Below are 2,500 nucleotides of genomic sequence, written 5' to 3'. Positions count from 1 at the left end.
AAGAACTTGAATGGTTTTGGAAGAGCCAACCAAAGAGGGTGAAAGTCCCGTAAAGGTAATATTGAATAAATGGTAGTGGTATCCTGAGTAGCGCGGGACACGAGAAATCCTGTGTGAATCTGTCAGAACCATCTGATAAGGCTAAATACTCCTGAAAGACCGATAGTGCACTAGTACCGTGAGGGAAAGGTGAAAAGTACCCTGAATAAGGGAGTGAAATAGTTCCTGAAACCGTACGCTTACAAGCGGTCGGAGTCCCATTAGGGATGACGGCGTGCCTTTTGCATAATGATCCTACGAGTTACTCCTCACTAGCGAGGTTAATTGGTTCAGCCAAGCAGCCGAAGCGAAAGCAAGTCTGAATAGGGCGTTTAGTTAGTGGGGGTAGACGCGAAACCCGGTGATCTACCCATGGCCAGGTTGAAGCTCTGGTAACACAGAGTGGAGGACCGAACCAGTTGACGTTGAAAAGTCTTTGGATGAGCTGTGGGTAGGGGTGAAAGGCTAATCAAACTGGGAAATAGCTCGTTCTCCCCGAAATGCATTTAGGTGCAGCCTCAAGTTTAGTTTAGTAGAGGTAGAGCGACTGGTTGGATGCGGGGGCTTCACCGCCTACCAAATCCTGTCAAACTCCGAATGCTACTAAATATACTTGGGAGTGAGGGCATGGGTGCTAAGGTCCTTGTCCGAGAGGGAAACAACCCAGACTATCTGCTAAGGCCCCCAAATGTATGCTAAGTTGATCAAACGTGGTCTGATTGCTTTGACAGCTAGGATGTTGGCTTGGAAGCAGCCATTCATTTAAAGAGTGCGTAACAGCTCACTAGTCGAGCGATCGGGCGTGGATAATAATCGGGCATTAAGCATACTGCCGAAGCAATAGCATCGAAAGATGGGTAGGGGAGCATTCTAGTTGCGTCGAAGGTGAACTGTAAGGTTTGCTGGAGCGGCTAGAAAAGAAAATGTAGGAATAAGTAACGATAAAGCAGGCGAGAAACCTGCTCACCGATAGACTAAGGTTTCCTGAACAACGCTAATCGGTTCAGGGTTAGTCGGGACCTAAGGCGAACCCGAATGGGGTAGTCGATGGAAAACGGGTTAATATTCCCGTACTTGTGTATACTGCGATGGGGTGACGGAGTAGTGAAAGTCCTGCGTACTGACGGAATAGTACGTTGAAGCCAGTAGATATAGGCACTGTAGGTAAATCCGCAGAGCTTGTCGAAGGTGATAGTACTCGGAGTCTTCGGATGATGAGATATGGACCTAATCAGACTTCCAAGAAAAACCTCTAAGCTTCAGGTATATACAACTCGTACCGCAAACCGACACAGGTAGTCAAGGAGAGAATCCTAAGGTGCTCGAGTGATTCATGGCTAAGGAACTAGGCAAAATAGCCTCGTAACTTCGGGAGAAGAGGCGCCTCTGGCAACAGAGGCCGCAGTGAAAAGGCCCAGGCGACTGTTTATCAAAAACACAGGACTCTGCGAAATCGAAAGATGATGTATAGGGTCTGACACCTGCCCGGTGCCGGAAGGTTAAGAGGAGATGTTATCTTCGGAGAAGCATTGAATTGAAGCCCCGGTAAACGGCGGCCGTAACTATAACGGTCCTAAGGTAGCGAAATTCCTTGTCGGGTAAGTTCCGACCTGCACGAATGGTGCAACGATCTGGGCACTGTCTCAGCCATGAGCTCGGTGAAATTGTAGTCTCGGTGAAGATGCCGAGTACCCGCAATGGGACGAAAAGACCCCGTGAACCTTCACTACAGCTTAGTATTGACTTCGGATAAACAATGTGTAGGATAGGTGGGAGACTTTGAAGCAGCATCGCCAGGTGTTGTGGAGTCAACCTTGAAATACCACCCTTTGTTTATTTGAAGCCTAACCCCGTCATCGGGGGACAGTGCTTGGTGGGTAGTTTGACTGGGGTGGTCGCCTCCAAAAGAGTAACGGAGGCTTCTAAAGGTGCCCTCAGCACGCTTGGTAACCGTGCGTAGAGTGCAATGGCATAAGGGCGCTTAACTGTGAGACCTACAAGTCGATCAGGTGCGAAAGCAGAGCATAGTGATCCGGTGGTTCCGTATGGAAGGGCCATCGCTCAAAGGATAAAAGGTACTCCGGGGATAACAGGCTGATCTCCCCCAAGAGCTCACATCGACGGGGGGGTTTGGCACCTCGATGTCGGCTCGTCACATCCTGGGGCTGGAGAAGGTCCCAAGGGTTGGGCTGTTCGCCCATTAAAGTGGCACGCGAGCTGGGTTCAGAACGTCGCGAGACAGTTCGGTCTCTATCTATTGCGGGCGTTAGAAATTTGAAGGGAGCTGACTTTAGTACGAGAGGACCGAGTCGGACAAACCTCTAGTGCACCTGTTGTGGCGCCAGCTGCATCGCAGGGTAGCTATGTTTGGATGAGATAAGCGCTGAAAGCATATAAGCGCGAAACTCGCCCTAAGATGAGATTTCTTTTAAGGGTCGTTCGAGATCAGGACGTTGATAGG

The 2,500-nt window shown here is 49.7% G+C and carries 1 rRNA gene (only partly in view); it reads left to right on the top strand.

Annotated features, from left to right (window positions below):
- Window positions 1-2,500 (top strand): 23S ribosomal RNA (locus H4K34_RS04345) (it extends past both window edges: 309 nt to the left, 63 nt to the right).

The sequence above is a fragment of the Croceimicrobium hydrocarbonivorans genome (genome assembly GCF_014524565.1).
GTDB classification, from domain to species: Bacteria; Bacteroidota; Bacteroidia; order Flavobacteriales; family Schleiferiaceae; genus Croceimicrobium; species Croceimicrobium hydrocarbonivorans.
The sequence above is the reverse complement of the archived record's forward strand: the minus strand, read 5'-3'. Positions and strand labels throughout refer to the sequence as shown.